Source organism: Microbacterium sp. IEGM 1404, from assembly GCF_030056775.1.
In the GTDB taxonomy this organism is placed as follows: Bacteria; Actinomycetota; Actinomycetes; order Actinomycetales; family Microbacteriaceae; genus Microbacterium.
Genome location: NZ_JASHKP010000001.1, coordinates 45,462 through 63,451 on the forward strand (window position 1 = coordinate 45,462; position 17,990 = coordinate 63,451).

Sequence of the window (17,990 nt, forward strand, 5' to 3'; positions counted from 1 at the left end):
CCGGACGCGAGGCGCCGCGATGACTCCGCGGCCCGCAGAGCACGGGACTCACCACCTCGATGCCGTCTACGACGCGGTGCTGTTCGACATGGACGGCGTGGTCACGAACACCGCCGCGATCCATGCCGCCGCGTGGAAGCAGCTGTTCGACGAGGTGCTGCGAGACCCGCGTGTGCAGGTGGACGACCCCGAGACGACCTTCGACCCGGTCGCCGACTACCGCCGCTATGTGGACGGGCGAACCCGCGAGGACGGGGTATCGGCGTACCTGACGGCCCGTGGGATCGCCCTGGACGCCGGAGATCCCGACGACCCACCAACGGCGTGGACGATCGCGGGGCTCGCGGCGCGCAAGAACGAGCTGTTCCTGGCGGAGCTGGACACCCGCGGGCTGCGGGTCTATCCGGGCACGGCGGCGCTGCTGCATCGCCTGCGGGACGCGGCCGTGCCGGTCGGGCTGGTCACCGCGAGCCGGAACGCGCAGCAGATGCTCGCCGCCGCAGGACTGGCCGGCTGCTTCGACACCGTGGTGGACGGCCGGATCGCGCTCACGCACCACCTGAAAGGCAAGCCGGATCCCGCCATGTTCGTGGAGGCGGCCCGGCGACTGGGTGTCGCCGCGGCCCGCACCGCGGTCGTCGAGGACTCGGTCGCCGGCGTAGCGGCCGCGAGGCGCGGAGGCTTCGGCTTCGTCGTCGGCATCGACCGCGCCGGAGCGCGGGAGCAGCTCGAGGCCGCGGGCGCCGACCTCGTCCTGGCCGATGTCGCCGAGCTCGACCTGGGCGTCTCCACCACGGATCCGTGGCAGCTGGTCTACGACGGCTTCGACCCCGCGCACGAAGGGCACCGGGAGGCGCTCACCGCGCTGGGCAACGGCTACCTGGCCACCCGTGGCGCCCGGCCCGAGCACCACGACGACGGCATCCACTATCCCGGCACCTACCTCGCCGCCGTGTACAACCGACTGGCGAGCACCATCCACGGGCGCGAGCTCGAGGAGGAGCATCTCGTCAACACGCCCAACTGGCTTCCGGTGGACCTCCGCATCGGAGACGGGCCGTGGCTGTCCACCGGCCAGGTCGTGACGCACAGCGAACAACGCGAGCTCGACCTGCGCCGCGGCCTGGTCGTCCGCCGCGCGGTCCTCACCGCTGGGAACGGGGATCGACTCGACTTCGTGCAGACGACGTTCACCTCCCTGGACGAACCTCACCTGGCCGTGCTGGAGACCACGCTCACCGCCCCCGACTGGAGCGGCACGGTCACCCTCCGCGCCGGGATCGACGCCGGGGTGCGCAACAGCAACGTGGCCGCGTACCTCGGATCGGACGCCACCCACCTCACGCAGCCGACGTTCCGCCACGTCGGCGACACCACCCTCTGCGAGGTGCGGACCCGACAGAGCCGGGTCCACATCGCCACCGCCGTCCGCACGACCCTCACCGGAACCGACAGCGCGACCGATCACCGCATCGACGCGTCATCGCAGTACACCCGGGAGTTCCGCATCCCTCTGGAGCAGGGTCGACCTGTCACCCTCACCAAGACGGTCGCGATCTACACCTCCCACGATCGGGCGATCAGCGAGCCGGGTGGTGCCGCCCTGACCCTGCTCACCGAGCGCGATGGCGACGTCGAGGGGCTGCGGGAACGCCACGCGGCGGCGTGGCGGCGACTCTGGGAACGCTTCGCGGTCACCCTGGACGCCGACACGCACAGCCGACTCATCCTGAACCTGCACGTCTTCCACCTGCTCCAGACCCTCTCGCCTCACACCGTCGAGCTCGACGCCGGGGTGCCCGCCCGCGGCCTGCACGGTGAGGGGTATCGGGGGCACGTCTTCTGGGACGAGGTGTTCGTCCTGCCCGTGATCGCTCTGCGCACGCCCGAGATCAGCCGGGCGCTGATCGACTACCGCTGGCGGCGACTGGACGCCGCCCGCGCCGCGGCGACCGCCGCCGGACTCGCCGGAGTCCTCTTCCCCTGGCAGAGCGGCAGCGACGGTCGCGAGGAGACGCCCGAGGCGCTCTACAACCCGCGTTCGGGCCGGTGGATGCCGGACAACTCCCACCGTCAACGCCACGTCGGCCTGGCCATCGCCTACAACGCCTGGCAGCACTACCAGGCCACCGGCGACCTCGAGTGGCTCGCCGAACGCGGCGGCGAGCTGATCATCGAGGTCACCCGCCTGTTCGCCTCGCTCGCCGAGCACGACACTGCCACCGACCGCTTCCACATCGCCGGGGTGATGGGACCCGACGAGTTCCATGACGGCGCCCCGGACGCTCCCGGCAGCGGCCTGCGCGACAACACGTACACCAACGTCCTCGCCTCGTGGGTCGCCACGCGAGCGGCCCAGACACTCGCCCTGCTCCACGGGCACCGCGGCGAGAGCCTCCGCGACCGGCTCCGCGTCACCGACGAGGAGATCGCGGGATGGGCCCGGCTCAGCACACGACTCGCGGTGGGGTTCCACCGCGACGGCATCCTCACCCAGTTCGACGGCTACGAGAGCCTGCAGGAGCTGGACTGGGACCACTACCGCGAGGAGTACGGGAACATCGGCCGGCTCGACCTCATCCTCGAGTCCGAGAACGACAGCACCAACCGGTACAAGCTCGCCAAGCAGCCCGACGTCGTCATGCTGGTCTACCTGCTCGGCCACGACGGGCTCCGGGCGCAGCTCGCCACGCTCGGCTACCCGTTCTCCGAGCAGGACCTGACCCGCACGGTCGAGTACTACCTCGCCCGCACGGCCAACGGGTCGACGCTCAGCCGAGTCGTGAACGCCTCCGTCCTGGCCGGCATCGACCCGTCCCGCTCCTGGATCGCGTTCCGCGAGGCGCTGATCGCCGACCTCGACGACTCCCAGGGCGGCACGACCCGCGAAGGGATCCACCTCGGCGCGATGGCCGGCACCATCGACCTGCCAGTCCGCTCCTTCGCCGGCATGACCCTCGGTGACGACGAGCTCGTCTTCGCCCCCCGACTGCCTCCGAACCTCACCCGGGTCGGGTTCCAGATCCGATACCGCGGCCACCTCGTCGACGTGATGCTCCGTGACCGCAGCCTGGAGCTTCGCGTGCACGCCGGCTCAGCACCCGCGATCCACGTGCGCGTCGGCGCGGTCGCCGTGCCGCTCTCGGCCGGACAGATCAGGACGTTCGCGATCGGCCCGGGCAGCTCGGCCCGCGACGCGACCAACCGCGAAGGAGGCCTCGACTGATGAGCACGCATCGGAGCCGGTATCGGCGCATCGCCACCATCCTCGAGCACCACGGACTCGGACTCGGACTCGGGCTGCTCGGACTGGAGAAGTGGATTCCCTTCAACAAGGGTGTTCTCGGGCATGCGCGCCGGGACGAGCCCTACACCAGCCCGGAACACCTCCGATTCGCCCTCGAGGAGCTCGGACCGACCTTCATCAAACTCGGCCAGCTGCTGTCCACCCGCAACGACCTGCTGCCCGCCGCCTACCTCGCCGAGCTCGCCAAGCTTCAGGACGCCGCGCCGCCCGAGGACTGGGAGCCGATGAAGGCGGTGATCCGCGAGGAGCTCGGCGCGGACCCGGAACAGCTCTTCGCACAGTTCGACCCGCAACCGCTGGCCGCCGCGTCGATCGGGCAGGCGTATGCCGCGATCCTCCACGACGGCACCCAGGTCGTCGTGAAGGTCCGCCGACCCGGCGCGGTCGCCCAGATCCACGAAGACCTGGAGATCCTGCAGAACCTCGCCGAGCGCGCCGACAAACGGTGGGAGTCCGCCCGCCAGTACAACCTGCCGGGCATCGTCGAGGAGTTCTCCCGCACGCTGCGCGCCGAGCTCGACTATTTGCAGGAGGGCCGGAACGCGGAGCGGTTCGCCGCCGACTTCGCCGACTCACCCGACGTCGCCGTCCCCCAGGTGTTCTGGGAGACGACCACGTCACGTGTGCTGACCCTGGAACGGATGCACGGCATCCGAGTCGACGACCTGCCCGCCCTGGACGCGGCCGGCATCGACCGGCGCCAGCTGGCCCGGCGAGGCGCAGACCTCATCCTCACCATGGTGTTCGAGAACCGCTTCTTCCACGCCGACCCGCACCCGGGAAACATGTTCATCCACCCCGACGGATCCATCGCCCTCATCGACTTCGGCATGGTCGGCCAACTCGACGAAGAGGTCACCGAGCAGCTCTCCGACGTGCTGCTCGCCTTCACCCGCGGAGATTCCGACGCGCTCGCCACGGCCCTGCTCGCGCTCTCGATCACCAAGAACACCTCCGACCGCGGCGAGCTCGGCCGCTCCCTGGACGTCTTCGTGTCGCGGTATCGCGGGCGTCCCCTGTCCGAGATCCACCTCAGCCACCTGCTCGGAGAGCTGCTCGCCCTGCTGCGCCACCACCACCTCCAGCTGCCGCAGCAGACCGCTCTGCTGTTCAAGGTCCTGATGATGGGCGAGGCACTGGCGGCACGGCTCGACCCCGAGTTCGAGATGCTGCAGGCGCTCACCCCCTTCTCGGAGCGGATCGTGCAGCGACAGTTCTCCCTCCCCGCCCTGGCGAAACGCTGGGCACAGGCATCCGCGGATGCCGGAGCACTGCTGCTCGAGCTGCCCGGAACGCTCAAGCAGCTCCGGCGGGTGCTGGAGAACGGCGGCCTCGAGGTGCACCTGCGCGCGGCCGAACTGGAACCGCTCGTGGGACGGGCTGAACGGATCGGCAATCGCCTGATCGCCGGCATGATCACCGCCGCCCTGATCAACGGCATCGGCGAACTCGTCAGCGGGAACACGAGATGGCGCTCGCGGGAAGGCGTCATGATCGGCGCCGGCGCGAGCGTGGTCACCGCACTCGGCGGCTACCTGCTCTGGACCACGCGGCGACGGCGATGACCGCCGCGGTTCCCATCCCTCATCAGAAAGGCACGCACATGAACACCATTCGAGTCGGTGTCAACGGCTACGGCGTCATCGGCAAGCGCGTCGCCGACGCGGTCCTGCTGCAGTCGGACATGGACCTGGTCGGCGTCGCGGACATCGCCACCGATTGGCGGATCAAGTCCGCAGCGAACCGCCTGCCCGTGTTCGCCTCCACCATCGAGGCGCAGCAGGCCATGCGGGCCGCCGACGTGACCGCACGGGGAGTGCTCGACGACCTTCTCGCGCAGTGCGACGTGGTCGTCGACACCACCCCCAAGCATGTGGCAGCGGGGAACCTGGAGCGCTACCGCGCCCTCGGCGTCAAGGTGGTCCTCCAAGGCGGCGAGTCCCACTCCACCACCGGCCACTCCTTCGTCGCCCAAGCCAACTACGCCAGCGCCATCGGCAGGGACAGCACCCGGGTGGTCTCCTGCAACACCACCAGCATCGTGCGGATCCTCGGCGCGCTGGATGCGGCCGGACTCCTGCTGCGCGCCCGTGGGGTGCTCATCCGCCGCGCCACCGATCCGTGGGAGTCGCACCTGGGCGGGGTCATGAACACGATGGTCCCGGAACCGACCATCCCCTCTCATCAGGGCCCCGACGCACAGACCGTGCTCCCCGGACTCGATGTCGTCACCATCGCCGCCAAAGGCGCCCACACGCAGACCCACAGCCACTACTGGACGCTGCAGCTGACCCGGGAGGCGACCCGCGACGAGGTGCTGGACGCTCTGCGCGCCGCGCCCCGCATCGCGTTCATCCGGATGTCCGACGGCCTGGTCGCCCTCAACTCCACCGTCGAGCTGATGCGCGATCTCGGCCGCCCCCGGGGAGACATGTGGGAGGTCGCGGTGTGGGAGGACCTGGTCACCGTGAACGGCAGCGAGGCCTACCTCGCCTACCAGGTCTACAACGAGGCCATCGTCGTGCCCGAGACGATCGACGCGATCCGCGCGCTGACGGGCACCGTCCCCGACGCCGCGACCTCGATCCGCCTCACCGACGAGAGCCTCGGCATGCGCCAGGACTTCCTCACAGCGGCGGCGGAGCCAGGCCATGACCGGTGATCACCAACCGCACTCCGCCGACCATCCCGGCGAAGGCGGCCCGCGGCGACGGATGCCTGTGACGGCGTGGCTGATCATCGGGATCTCCGTGCTCGGGATCGCGATCTACCTGTTCATCGACCACCTTCCCCACGTCGTCGCAGTGCTGCCCTACGTCGCGATCATCGGCATGGCCGCCATGCACCTGTTCGGCCACCGCCACCACACCGGCGGCCACGACTCGGATCATCGGCGCCACGGGGGCGACAGCGGTATCGACACGCGAGACTCGTCGTGAACACCGTCGTCCGCCCCCTCGCGCACGCCAGCCGGCACGGGCATCCCCGACCGCTGCGGATGCTGTGGGTGACGCTCGCCTGGGGGTCGTGCTTCGTCGCGATCACCGTCGGCCTGCAAGACGCCCCGCCGCTGTGGCTCGCGGCACTGAGAGCCCTCATCGCCGGGGTCGCGTTGGCAACCGTCGCCGGCATCCAGCGGGCACCTCTTCCCCGCGACCCGAAGACATGGGCACTGATCGGCTGCCTCGGACTGGTGAACATCGCCCTGGCATTCGCGACGATGTTCGTCGCCGCCACCGGACTGTCGACCGGGATCGCCACGGTGCTCGCCAACGCGCAGCCGATCCTGATCCTGCTGCCCGCGTGGTGGCTCTACCGCGAGCGTCCCACCCCGGCCGCGATCGCCGCGATCGGCCTGGGCTTCACCGGCCTACTCATCATCGTCCTTCCCTCCGGGCTCGGCACCGGAGCGTGGCTCTCACTGACGTCCGCCGCCGCGATCACCGCAGGCACCCTCATCGGCCGGATCGTGCACGCAGACGTCCGAATCGTGGCGGCAGCTCAGCTGCTCATCGGAGGTGCGATCCTCGCCGGCACCGCAGCCGTCACAGAAGGGCCGCCCACGATCGACTGGAACATCCGGTTCATCCTCACCCTGCTGTTCCTATCACTGGTCGGCACCGCCGCCACCACGGTCGCCTGGTTCACCGAGATCGGACGTGCCCGGCTCGACCTCCTCGCCGCGTGGACGCTGCTCGTGCCGGTCTTCGGGATCCTGCTGTCGCTGCTGATCCTGCGCGAGGACCCGGGCCTGTGGGGCTGGATCGGGACCGTGATCGTGCTTATCGCAATGGCGTTGCTCGCCATCGGATCCAGGCGCTCAGAGCCCTCGGCCGTCACGGCAACCGGCAATCGTGCCCCACGAGCCTCCGCCGATCATGCGACGTCCGACCCGGACGGCCTCCCTGACGAAAACCACGGCCCGCGCTCCCGGCCGGAAAGGAAACAACGATGAACCCGTCGCCCGCCCCACGCCCCCGCTTCCTCCTAACTCGGCGAGGGTTCCTCGGCGTCAGCATTGGCGCCGTCGCGACGGTCGCGCTGGCATCCTGCGCGCCGGCGGCGAACTGGGTGCAGCCCGACGGCGCCCAGGTCCAAGGCGCCGAGCGGCGCCGCGGCGGCACCGGGAAGGTCACCACCGCGACCCTCACCGCCGCCCCGACCGTGCTGGACCTAGCCGGGGCGACCGCGCCGACCTGGGCGTTCGGGTCTGTTCCGGCGCCCGTGATCCGTCTCGGCGCCGGAGACACTCTGAAGGCCACCGTCCGGAACCAGCTCGAGGCGGACACCTCCGTGCACTGGCACGGGCTCGCGCTGCGCAACGACATGGACGGCGTCCCGCCGGTCACCCAGCAGCCCATCAAGGCCGGGGCCAGTTTCGACTACGAGTTCATCGCGCCCGATCCCGGCACCTACTGGTTTCACCCCCACGTCGGGGTGCAGCTGGACCGTGGCCTGTACGGGGCGCTGATCGTCGAGGACCCCGCCGAGCCCGGCGGGTACGAGGACGAGTGGGTCATCATCCTCGACGACTGGCTCGACGGCGTCACCGCCACCCCCGACGACGTCCTTGACGAGCTGTCCGCCGGGATGGGCGACATGGGCGGGATGGGCGACATGTTCATGCGGATGGGCAACACCCTCATGGGCGCCACCTCCGACCTGCTCGGCGGCGACGCCGGCGACGTCTACTATCCCCTCTACCTCGTCAACGGGAAGCCCCCCGCCGACCCGACCCAGTTCACCGGGCGGGCCGGCGAGAAGGTGCGGCTGCGGATCATCAACGCCGGCAGCGACACCGCGTTCCGCATCGCCATCGGCGGTCACACGCTCACCATCACCCATACCGACGGATTCCCCGTGGAACCGGTCGAAGTCGACAGCATCCTCATCGGCATGGGCGAACGCTACGACGCGATCATTACCCTGGATGACGGCGCGTTCCCCCTCATCGCTCAGGCCGAGGGCAAACGCGATCGCGGTTTCGCCGTCATCCGCACCGGCAGCGCCGCGGCAGCACCGACGGCCGATGTGAGCATCCCGGAGCTCACTAGCAGCCGGATCGGGACCGCACAGCTGCTGACGTCAGATAGCAGCGTTGCGCTGTCCTCACGGCAGCCCGATCGGACCGTGGCGATCACTCTCACCGGAGGTATGGCCGAATACGACTGGGGCATCGACGGGCGACGGTTCGATATGAATCAGCCCCTCGACGGCGCGCACGAGATCCGCGAAGGCGAACGCGTCCGGTTCACGATCACTAATGACACCGAGATGTGGCACCCATTCCATCTACACGGTCACACCTACCAGCATGAAGGTGGCGGCCCGCGGAAAGACACCTCGATCGTCCTGCCCAAGCAGACCCTCACCGTCGACTTCGACGCTGACAACCCAGGTCTCTGGGTCGCCCACTGCCACAACATCTACCACGCCGAAACCGGCATGACCACTGTCATCGGCTATCGGGCGTGACCACGGCGCAACCTTCCGGAGGCCACGGAACTGGTCGTGTCGATGAACGCGTGACGGCGCCATTGATCGGACGGGATGCGGTCGCACCCCTGCGGGATCGTGACGATACCGGCCGCGGCTACGTTATTGGCCGGCCGGCCGGTCCGCCGTTGTCGGCGGTGGAGAGCGTCCGCGCCGAACGCATCCACCGCGCCGTGTTTGGGCACGCCAAGATCGTCCACGTCCTCGAGGGCGCCGCACATATTGAGACAGCCACAGGCATCCACGAGTTGACACCGGGCTACGCGATGGCTCTCGGGGCCGGCATGTGGTGCTCAGTGCGCCCAGACCCGACTGTGCGGCTATGGACGCTCTACTTCGACGAGTCCTTCCTCCGCTCCCACATGCGATGGGTGCTCGCCGACACCACGCGCGTCCGTCCGGGCGTGCATCCTGACGCCTGGGACGGCTCGGCACTCGTGCTGCAGCCTGGCGTGGACATCCTGCACCGCATCGAACCGCTGTGGCGCCAGATCAGCCTCGTGAACGAGACCGCGCCACCGGAGGTCGCGACCACCCGACTGATCTCTCTGTTTTCCCGCGCCGTCGAGATTGCCCTACCGACGCTGCTCGCCGACGACGGCGCCGTGCCCGAGAGGTTCGTCCTCCCGGTGCGCGGCCGGCTCGCGCAGCCGCCAATCGCTCGCCCCGTGCGCCGCTCGGTCGTCCTGCTGCGCTCGCGCATGACCGAGCCGTGGACGGTCGGCAGGCTCGCCGCGGAGGTGGCCGTCTCCCGCGCCCATCTCACACGCGTTTTCACCCAGCAGGTCGGTGTCGCCCCCATGCGGTTCCTCATCGAGACCCGCCTGACGGAGTTCACGCGACTGATCGAGGAAACCGACCTGCCGATCGCCGATGCATCCCGGCAAGTCGGATGGAACGACGCGCGAGTTGCGGCAGTATGGTTCCGCAAGCGCTTCGGAATCACCCCCACGCAGTACCGGCGGCATCCGCACCCTTCTTGCACCGGCGCCATGCCGTGCGAGTCGTGCCGTGGTGTGTGCGCCCTCACTCCGGTCCTTGAGCCCGTAACTCGTGCGGTGTCGCGTGATTCGCGCCGCGACGCGCACATTCGGCGGCTTTCCTAGACGATCTCTGCGCCCTCCCGGTAGGCCGGGTTGATACGTCAGGTTCACCGCTGCACCTGACGGGCGTACTCGCTGATCGTCCGTCTGCCTGCTGCGTGGTGAACCTCGCGCACCTCATGGTCGCAAGCCATGAAGCGAGCCCTGGTATCGGGGGCGTAGGGAGGAGGCCGGCTATGGACATCGGCGTCGTGCTACGCGCCGCCGCGGCGATGCCGCTGTCGGATGCGGCGAGGTCGTTCGCCCAGGCCGGCGTCCCCGTCTTCCCGTGCCGGCGTCTGGGGAAGGAGCCGCGCACCGAGCACGGGTTCCATGACGCGAGCGCCGAGTTGCGACAGGTGGCCGCGTGGTGGCGGCGCTGGCCGACCGCGAACATCGGCGTGCCGACCGGCGCGGTCTCGGGCTTCGAGGTGGTCGACGTCGACGTCCACCCGGCCGGAACCGGATACGTCGCGTTCGGGCGAGCGCAGCGCGAGGGCCTGGTCGACGGATGGGCCGCGCTCGTGCGCACCCCGTCCGGCGGGCTGCACGCCTACTACCCGGCAAGCCCGGACGATCCGCACCGTTCCTGGCAGGCGCCGGCCGCGCACATCGACTTCCGTGGCGACGGCGGCTACATCGTCGTGCCGCCCTCAACGGTGATCGGGCGGGCTGGGAAGCGCTCCTATACGGTGGTCGCCACCGCGACCTCCGACGGCGCGCCGGTCGACGCGCGCGCCTTGCGGGAGCTGCTGGACCCGCGCCCCGAGCCGGTCCCGTGGGCGGGGCCGCGGGAGCGCGTCGGAGACCTCGACCCCGATCGGCTGGCACGCTGGGTTGCCGCGCGCGGTGAGGGCGAACGCAACCGTGCCCTGTTCTGGGCCGCGTGCCGCGCCGCCGAGGCCGGCGTCCCCTCCGCCGACGCCCACGCCGTCCTTGGGCCGGCCGCCGAACGCGCCGGCTTGCCGGTTCCCGAGATCACTACGACGATCCGCTCCGCGTATCGCATCGCACACCCGCAGGCCGCGGCCCGGCCCGTGCCTGCCGGAATGTCCCCGGTCGCTGTGCAGCCCTCGATCCGGGCGGCCTTGTGAACGGTCAGCCCCAGGTGCGGCGATTCGTTGTGGGCACCGCCATCGCAGGCACGGTGTTCATCGCGATCGGCGCGTTCTGGCTGTCCTTCACGGCGCTGGCGGATCTGGCGCGCCGCTCCGGGATCGACGACGCGCAGGCGTGGGCGTGGCCGCTCATCGTGGACGGCATCATCGTCGTCGCCACGGTCGCGGTCGTCGCCCTGGCCGGGCAGCGAACGGCCTGGTATCCGTGGTTGTTGCTGATGGCCGGGGCGCTCGTGTCGGTCACCGCGAACGCGATCCACGCGATTGTCGCCGCCGATGCCGACGTGCCGGCGGTGCTCGCCGCCTCCGTGGCCGCCGTGCCGCCGCTGGTGCTGCTGGCGATCACCCATCTCACCGTCGTCCTCACCCGCGCGCGCCCGGCCGGCCCGTCCGAGCAGAGCGTCGCCGAGCCCGCGCTCGCCGTCGAGGTCGAGCCGGTCGCGGAGACGGACCCGCCGACGTCCGGGCGGGAGCTCGCGGTGGTGCTGCGGGATGAGGGCTGGTCGAACAAGCGGATCGCCCGGCACATCGGCGTGCATCCCTCGACTGTCGGACGATGGCTCGGAGCGCGTACCTCTCCGATAGCCATCACCGCGACCGCCGACACGGAAGGAACGCAACCATGAGCGACGCGATCCGAGACGCGCAGCCGCCTCACGACAAATCGCGTGAGGCCGGCTCGCAGCCGACCCGCGCCCCCATCGAGCGGCCAGAGCCGGACGTCTCCGAGTTCGCGGTGCATGGCGACCCATCCCGTCAGGCCGTTCCGGGACCGGCTCCGGATGCGGCGACGGGGCGCAGCACGGTCGCGTGGGTGCGGCCGACCGATCTGTTCGTCAGCCTGAGCGGGCGCGCCTCGGGCCGGGGCATCGACTTCCAGGCGGAGTTGGCACGCCGGCTGCCGTCGAACGCAGTCGCGGTGTCCCGTCGCGGGATCGCGCGGCGTTCGCACCGGCTCGCCCCGGTGACCGCGTTCGGTGTGAACACCCCGGCCGCACAGACCTCGCTCGAACCCCTCGAGCTGAAGTAGGCCGGAGCCCCAGCATGCACCGCTTCCCCAGCGTCCGGCCGGCCGCTGGGGAGCGTCCGTGTACCTGCCTGACGTACAGGAGGTGCCCGATCATGCTGCAAACCACTCAGCCCGCGTTCGCCACGAGCGAGGGACTTCGCGTCCTGCTCGTCCGCCTGCACGACGCCGGCCCCGGCGCCTGGCGCACCGACCCGGAGGCGGCGGCGCTGATGCAGTACACGATCCGCAAGTACGCGGGCCTGGCCCGCAAGCACCGCCAGGAGCCCGAGGACGCAGCCCCGGCCGCGTTCGATGCGATGCGCACGTCCTCGGTGCGCGGCGCCGACGACCCCTGGGCGGTTGTCACCCGCGCCGTGGACATCACCCTGAAGGCCGACGAGCAGGCCGCCGGGATGCTGTGCTCCACCCATCAGGCGCGACGCGCAGAATACTCCGGCTTCCATGAGGCCGAGCGGTTCTCCGACCGGGAGACCTCGATCACCGAGTACCACCCGGCGTTCCGCGTCGAGGCGCCCGAGGACACGGACGACGAGAGCGACGACCGCTCCGAGCAGGCCCGCCGCGCCCTCGAGGAGACCATCGCCTTGTTCGTCGCGTTGGACTGGCCCGAGGACGTCACCCGCGCGGCGATCGAGTACATCAGCGGACGGCTCATCGAGACCGGATCGCGGCGGGCTGCCTACGAGTCGTTGCGTCGGGACAAGCACGCCCGCGCGCTGCTGGATATGCCGCGGGTGTCGTGGACGACGCTGCTACGCGTCGTGCTTGGTAGCCCTGACCCGACTCTGGTGGCCACGAACACCGGCCGCGGGGTGCTGCTGCGTCTGACCCGCGGGTATCCGGTCGCCGAGATCGCCGCCGACGACGACCTGGCGCTGACGATCATCCTCGCCAACCCGATCACCGTGCGCGGTGGCGAGCTGACATGAGCGCGAGCGACCCGACCGCGGGACACATCGAACTGGAATGGTCGCTCGACGCGATCCGCATGGGCTACCGGCACCGGCAAGAGCAGGGCGACATCCCCGGCCTGGCCGAGTCGATCCGCCGGCAAGGGTTCCTGCACCCGCTGACGATCACCCCCGACGGGTTACTGATTTGCGGCGGGCGCCGCTACCTGGCAGCGCAGTACCTCGGGCTGAAGACCGTGAACGTGTGGGTGCGCACCGGGATCTCCGACAAGCTCTCTCTGCTGCTGGCCGAGCAGGACGAGAACCAGCTGCGCCTGGACTACACCGACCTGGAGAAAGCGTCGCTGTACCGGGAGCTGCGCGCCGAGCTCGCCGCGGACGCCGCACGCCGCCAGGAGGCCACCCGGTTCACCTCCGAAGGAAGAAACCCCAGGTCAGACGGTGCCGTCGAATCGACGGCACCGCACGGGGAGGCGGGGGACGTCCGTGAGCGGGCGGCGCTGATGGTCACCGGCAAGAAGGGGTACACGAAGCTGGAGCAGATCGGACGCTTGGAGGAGCTGGCCGCCGACGACGCCCAGCCGGCGTCCGTGCGCGAGCGCGCCCAGGCCGGCTTGGACGCGATCGGCCAGGGCGGACCCGTCAGCCCGGCCTACCGGCGCGCGCAGGCCGAGCAGTCCCTCGCCGAGCTGGAGCGCCTGGCCGAGGACGACACCGAGCCCGGCGGCGTGCGTGACGCGGCGGCCCGTGCGCTGGCGCGGCTGCGCGGCCAGCAATCCACCGTGCGCGCAGCGGAGCTGGAGCGGGTCGCTGCCGACACCCTGGCCCGTGTCCGTGCCGCCACCAAGCGCCGACCGGGCCGGCCGCACCCGGTCCCAGGGCAGGGGCAGGACGAGCCGGCGCGTTATCCAGTGCGGGTGTTCGTCGCCACGGTCGATGACTTGGCCGGCTTCACGTCGCACTTCGATCCGGCTGAACTCGCCGCCACGCTCGACGACGAACAGTGGGCCGAGTTCGAGGCCGTCCTCGACGCGCTGAACGAGCTGGCCGAGCAGATGCGCTCGGCGCGCACGCGTCGCCTGATCGCGCTGTGACCGTGCGCGGGGACGCCCCGCGCACCTGGACAGCATGGAGCTGACCCCTCGACCCGGACGCCGGCTACGCGTCATCCTTGCGCTGGTCGCCGCCGGCCTGCTGCTGATCCTGGCCGGCGTCGGCGTGTACGGGCTGCTGGCCGGTCCCCGCCGCGACGCCCCAGTCGACCCGCCGCCGAGCACCTCATCCACGGCTGCCCCGGTCGAGACATTCCCCGCCGCGGACGAGCCCGCCGCGCTGCGGCTCACGCACGACCCCGAGCGGTTCGCCCGCTCGGTCGCGGCGACCCTGTTCACCTGGGACGCCGGCGCCAGCTACGGACCGCTGGACATCGCCGACGTGCTGCTGGAGGCCGCCGAGACGACCACCGGGGAGCAGAACGGCCTCGCCTCCGACATCGCCGGCTACTTGCCGACGACTTCGGCGTGGGCGCAGCTGCGCGGCTACGCCACGAGGCAGAGCCTCACCATCGACAGCATCGGCGTCCCGGACGGCTGGGCTGACGCGCTCGCGCAGGCCCGCCCCGGCCAACTGCTGCCGGGCACCACGGCGTTCACGATCGACGCGACCCGGCACCGCACCGGCATCTGGAACGGGCAGCAGATCACCTCCGAGCATCCGGTCGCGTTCACCGCGTTCATCGTGTGTTCGCCGCCCGCGCCGGAGTTCTCCACCGGGCCGTGCCGACTGCTGCGCCTGTCCCAGCTCGACAACCCGCTGCGGTGACGGCATGAAGAAGCTTGCCATCACCCTCGCGCTGCTGATCTTCGTCGGCCCCTCCCCGGCGCTGCTGGCGGTCGGACTGCTGATGACCCCCGCCGCCCAGGCTGCAGCGTGCCTGCCCGGCTCCCTGACGGTCGGGGCCATCCCCGACGAGCTGACTGCCACCGCAGCCGACGGCACCTCGATCACGCTGACGCGCACGCAACTGACCCATGCGGCCACGATCATCACGGTCGGCGGGCGCACCAGCGGCGTGGGCGCGCCCGGCGTCGTCATCGCCCTGATGGCGGCGCTCACCGAGTCCCGGCTGCGGATGCTCGCCAACACCGGCGCCTACCCCGAGTCCGGCGACTACCCGAACGACGGCAACGGGGCCGACCACGACAGCCTCGGCCTGTTCCAGATGCGGCCCGCCTCCGGGTGGGGAACCGTCGCCGAGCTGATGGACCCCGACTACCAGGCGCGCGCGTTCTACGGCGGGCCGGACGGCCCCAACTACCCGAGCCCGAGGGGTCTGCTCGACATCCCCGGCTGGCAGCAGATGGACCCCGGCGAGGCGGCGCAGGCAGTCGAGGTCAGCGCCTACCCGGATCGCTATCAGAACTACCGACCCGTCGCCGAGACGATCCTGCGTGTGCTGACCGCGCTGCCGCGCGGAGGCGGAGGCGGTTCGGCCACGCCGATCGTGCCCGAGACCACGAGGGTCGTGTTCCCGCTTCCGACCGGGACATGGGTGCGCACCGACCCATTCGGGATGCGTGTTCACCCGATCACCGGCGAGCGGTCGATGCACACCGGCACCGACTTCGCCGCCGCCGACGGCACCCCGATATTCGCGATCGCCGACGGCATTGTCACCCACGCCGGCTACTCCGGTGGTTACGGCGGGCTCATCGTCATCGAGCACACCGTGGGCGGGCAGCGGGTCGCCTCAGCCTATGCGCACATGTGGGAGAACGGCATCTATGTCGCCAACGGGCAGACGGTCAGCGCCGGGCAGCACATCGGCGACGTCGGCTCCTCCGGACAGTCCACCGGCCCGCACCTGCACTTCGAGATCCGCGAAGGCGGCGGGGGCGGCACCGCCGTCGACTCGGAGCCGTGGCTGGCCGAGCGCGGCGCGCTCGACCTGGACGCCGCCAGCACCTCCGCATGCAGGCCGAGCCCGGAGGCTGCCTGATGGACGTGTTCCCCGACTTCGGCGCCACCGCCAGCGCGGCGGACCTGCCCCAAGTCATCGGCGCCCTGCTGATGTTCGTGCTCGTCATCGCCGTGCTGATGCTCGTCGTCTGCGCGATCACCTGGGCGCTCGCCGCCTCGCACGGTAACTACCAAACCGCCACACGCGCCCGAACCGGGCTGCTCGTCGCGATCGGCACCGCCGTGCTCGCCGGAGCCGGCGTCGCCTGGCTGAACTGGCTCATCACCCTCGGCTCCGGGCTCTGAAGCCCCGGCGGGATGTGCCGCGCACCTGACTCGCGAGAACACATCCCTCGCGAACGTCAAGGAGTCCCACCGTGATCGACATCGACCCCAACGGCACCGGCCTGCCCGGTATCGAGCAGCTGCGCACCATCGTCGGCGCGATCATGACGGTAGGTCTCATCCTGAGCGTCCTGGCCCTGATCGTCTCCGCGATCATCTGGGGCTTCGGCGCGAACAGCAGCAACCCCCACCTGGCCTCGCGCGGCAAGGTCGGCGTCCTGGTCAGCTGCGGTGCCGCGATCATCTGCGGCGCGAGCGTCACCCTCATCAACTTCTTCTGGAACGTGGGCCAGAGCGTATGAGGAGCCGCGCGAGCGCGCACCGGGAGCGGCGCTCATGAGCGTGTGCGACATCCCCGTCATCTCCAGCGTCTGCGATGCCGTCGGCGAGGGCGTCGCCTCCCTGGTCGCGGCCCCATTCGACTGGCTCGCCCAGGCGATGGGCGCCGCCGCCGGGTGGCTATTCCAAGCCGTGTGGGGCGTGTTCGACACCACCACCCTCGTCGACGTCACCGGCGCCGAGTACGTCGGCGTCTACAACCTCCTGTTCGGCGTCGCGATCTTCGTGATGCTCGTCTTCTTCTGCCTCCAGCTCATCACCGGCCTGATCCGCCGCGACCCCGGCGCCCTCCCGCGCGCTGCCCTCGGGCTGGCGAAATCCGTGCTCGGCTCCTTCGTCGCCCTCACCCTGACCGGGACGCTGCTGGAGATCACCGATCAGCTGTGCATCGGCATCGTCCAGGCAACCGGCAACTCCATGCAGGACATGGGCGACAAGATCGCCCTTCTGGGTGGCGCGCTCGCCGGCATCAACATCGCCGCGCCCGGTGTCGGGGCGATCATCACCATCTTCTTGGCGGGCCTGGCGATCTCCGCCGCCGCCATCGTGTGGTTCTCCCTGCTCGTGCGCAAAGCCCTCCTGCTGGTCGCGATCGTGTTCGCCCCGGTCGCCCTCGCCGGAGCATCGTGGGATGCGACCCGTGGCTGGTTCGGCAAGTGGGCGACCTTTGTGCTCGCCCTGATCCTGTCCAAGCTCGTCCTGGTCGTCGTGTTCCTCGTCGCCATCGCCCAGGTCTCCCAGCCGATCGACCTCGACCTCGCCTCCATCAGCGACCCGATCGCCGGCGTCGTCCTCATGCTGGTGGCCGCGTTCGCGCCGTACATGACGTACAAGTTCATCTCCTTCGTCGGGTTCGACATGTACCACGCGATGTCGGCCGAGCAGGAGGCGAAATCGGCCATGAACAGGCCCGTGCCCGTGCCGACCGGAGGTGGTAACGGGGCGTCCCCGAAGAAGATCCTCGACGGCGGCGACGGCCCCTCCGGCGGCGGCCGGCCCCCTGCGCCCACCGGGCAGCCGTCGACCGGAGGCGGAGCCGGAGCGGCGGCCGGAGGCGCGGCGCCCGCCGCGGGCGGCGGTGCCGCCGCAAGCTCAGGCGCCGGGGCCGGTGCCACGGCGGGAGGTGGAGCCGCAGCCGGCGGCGCCGCCGCCGCAGGGCCGGTCGGTGCGGCCGTCGTCGTCGGTGCCAAGGTCGCCGGCGCCGCAGCGACCGCAGGCCCCAAGGCCGGCAACGCCGTCGCCGCCGCAGCCGGAGGACACGCGGACGCCGCCGAGCCGGCCACGACCCCGCCGAGCACCCCACCCGCCCCGGCCGCGCCGTCACGGCCGGCCGCGCCCGCATCGCCGCCGCCGCGCCAGCCCGACCCGCCGGCGCGCCCGCAGCCCCCGGCGAAGAAGGAGTAG

General features: G+C 70.8%; 17 protein-coding genes. All 17 read left to right on the forward strand.

What is annotated here, in order from left to right:
* Nucleotides 1–19: 19 nt before the first annotated feature.
* Entirely contained in the window at nucleotides 20–3,226 is a 3,207-nt protein-coding gene (locus QM517_RS00235) for an HAD-IA family hydrolase (RefSeq protein WP_283284315.1), read from the forward strand.
* Nucleotides 3,226–4,872 (forward strand): ABC1 kinase family protein, encoded by a 1,647-nt coding sequence (locus QM517_RS00240; RefSeq protein ID WP_283284316.1) that lies wholly within the window; start codon nucleotides 3,226–3,228, stop codon nucleotides 4,870–4,872. Before QM517_RS00235 ends, QM517_RS00240 begins: the two co-directional genes overlap by 1 nt.
* A gap of 38 nt (nucleotides 4,873–4,910) precedes the next feature.
* Nucleotides 4,911–5,969, forward strand: coding sequence for a type II glyceraldehyde-3-phosphate dehydrogenase (locus QM517_RS00245; RefSeq protein ID WP_259977981.1), 1,059 nt, complete (start codon nucleotides 4,911–4,913; stop codon nucleotides 5,967–5,969).
* The gene (locus QM517_RS00250; RefSeq protein ID WP_259977980.1) at nucleotides 5,959–6,246 is read left to right on the forward strand and encodes a DUF2933 domain-containing protein; all 288 of its coding nucleotides are present in this window, start codon (nucleotides 5,959–5,961) and stop codon (nucleotides 6,244–6,246) included. Before QM517_RS00245 ends, QM517_RS00250 begins: the two co-directional genes overlap by 11 nt.
* Complete coding sequence (locus QM517_RS00255) at nucleotides 6,243–7,262, forward strand: DMT family transporter (protein WP_259977979.1); 1,020 nt, start codon at nucleotides 6,243–6,245, stop codon at nucleotides 7,260–7,262. The genes QM517_RS00250 and QM517_RS00255 overlap by 4 nt, the downstream gene beginning before the upstream one ends.
* Complete coding sequence (locus QM517_RS00260; protein ID WP_259977978.1) at nucleotides 7,259–8,782, forward strand: multicopper oxidase family protein; 1,524 nt, start codon at nucleotides 7,259–7,261, stop codon at nucleotides 8,780–8,782. Before QM517_RS00255 ends, QM517_RS00260 begins: the two co-directional genes overlap by 4 nt.
* Entirely contained in the window at nucleotides 8,779–9,909 is a 1,131-nt protein-coding gene (locus tag QM517_RS18540) for a helix-turn-helix transcriptional regulator (protein WP_259977977.1), read from the forward strand. The genes QM517_RS00260 and QM517_RS18540 overlap by 4 nt, the downstream gene beginning before the upstream one ends.
* A gap of 173 nt (nucleotides 9,910–10,082) precedes the next feature.
* Complete coding sequence (locus QM517_RS00270; protein WP_259977976.1) at nucleotides 10,083–10,979, forward strand: bifunctional DNA primase/polymerase; 897 nt, start codon at nucleotides 10,083–10,085, stop codon at nucleotides 10,977–10,979.
* Between the two features lie 29 nt (nucleotides 10,980–11,008).
* The gene (locus QM517_RS00275) at nucleotides 11,009–11,629 is read left to right on the forward strand and encodes a DUF2637 domain-containing protein (RefSeq protein WP_259977975.1); all 621 of its coding nucleotides are present in this window, start codon (nucleotides 11,009–11,011) and stop codon (nucleotides 11,627–11,629) included.
* Nucleotides 11,626–12,033, forward strand: coding sequence for a hypothetical protein (locus QM517_RS00280; protein ID WP_283284322.1), 408 nt, complete (start codon nucleotides 11,626–11,628; stop codon nucleotides 12,031–12,033). Before QM517_RS00275 ends, QM517_RS00280 begins: the two co-directional genes overlap by 4 nt.
* Before the next feature lie 92 nt (nucleotides 12,034–12,125).
* The gene (locus QM517_RS00285; protein WP_259977973.1) at nucleotides 12,126–12,962 is read left to right on the forward strand and encodes a hypothetical protein; all 837 of its coding nucleotides are present in this window, start codon (nucleotides 12,126–12,128) and stop codon (nucleotides 12,960–12,962) included.
* On the forward strand, nucleotides 12,959–14,038 hold the full coding sequence (locus QM517_RS00290) for a ParB N-terminal domain-containing protein (protein ID WP_259977972.1): 1,080 nt from the start codon (nucleotides 12,959–12,961) through the stop codon (nucleotides 14,036–14,038). Before QM517_RS00285 ends, QM517_RS00290 begins: the two co-directional genes overlap by 4 nt.
* Nucleotides 14,039–14,072: 34 nt before the next feature.
* Nucleotides 14,073–14,765: a hypothetical protein gene (locus QM517_RS00295; RefSeq protein ID WP_259977971.1), complete on the forward strand. Its 693-nt coding sequence runs from the start codon at nucleotides 14,073–14,075 to the stop codon at nucleotides 14,763–14,765.
* A gap of 4 nt (nucleotides 14,766–14,769) precedes the next feature.
* A complete protein-coding gene (locus QM517_RS00300) occupies nucleotides 14,770–15,942 on the forward strand; it encodes a M23 family metallopeptidase (protein ID WP_283284325.1) in 1,173 nt (390 codons plus the stop codon).
* The gene (locus QM517_RS00305; RefSeq protein ID WP_259977970.1) at nucleotides 15,942–16,208 is read left to right on the forward strand and encodes a DUF6112 family protein; all 267 of its coding nucleotides are present in this window, start codon (nucleotides 15,942–15,944) and stop codon (nucleotides 16,206–16,208) included. Before QM517_RS00300 ends, QM517_RS00305 begins: the two co-directional genes overlap by 1 nt.
* A gap of 71 nt (nucleotides 16,209–16,279) precedes the next feature.
* Nucleotides 16,280–16,549, forward strand: coding sequence for a DUF6112 family protein (locus tag QM517_RS00310; RefSeq protein ID WP_045249057.1), 270 nt, complete (start codon nucleotides 16,280–16,282; stop codon nucleotides 16,547–16,549).
* A 34-nt stretch (nucleotides 16,550–16,583) separates the two neighbouring features.
* Nucleotides 16,584–17,990: a conjugal transfer protein TrbL gene (locus QM517_RS00315; RefSeq protein ID WP_283284328.1), complete on the forward strand. Its 1,407-nt coding sequence runs from the start codon at nucleotides 16,584–16,586 to the stop codon at nucleotides 17,988–17,990.